This is a genomic window from Metallosphaera javensis (ex Hofmann et al. 2022) (genome assembly GCF_022064045.1).
Lineage (GTDB): Archaea > Thermoproteota > Thermoprotei_A > Sulfolobales > Sulfolobaceae > Metallosphaera > Metallosphaera javensis.
The window spans coordinates 1-376 of the sequence record NZ_JAKNCW010000059.1 but is presented as its reverse complement, the minus strand read 5'-3'; the positions used below and the strand labels follow the sequence as shown (position 1 = coordinate 376).

The following is a 376-nucleotide window of genomic DNA, read 5'->3' as shown; positions in this document are numbered from 1 at the left end:
AAGTATGTCATGCAAATCAAGAGGGCTAAGGTACAGTCAGTTGCCTCTAGAAAGTTGAAGGGTGGCAAGAGGATGACGAAGAGGTACTCTCATCGCGAGAGGAATAGGGTTAACGATTTGGTTCACAAGCTGGCTAACTTCATTCTTGAGCTATACAATAATCATGTTCTGGTCTTCGAGAGGTTGAATAAGGAGAGCATGTTCGATGAAGCCAGCGAATCCTTATCACGCAAGCTTTCGAGGACTGTCTGGAGGAAACTGGTCAACCTGTTGAAGTATAAGGCTCCCCTATACGGTTGTAGAGTGGTGGAGGTGAACCCGCACCTCACATCCAGGTCTTGCCCCAGATGTGGATGGGTTTCCCGAACGGCTGGCA

At 48.4% G+C, this 376-nt stretch carries 1 protein-coding gene; it reads left to right on the top strand.

The annotated features are described in order from the left end of the window. Positions 1–376: IS200/IS605 family accessory protein TnpB-related protein (locus L3N51_RS12385; RefSeq protein ID WP_238027518.1), on the top strand; the 376-nt coding region annotated here is incomplete at both ends.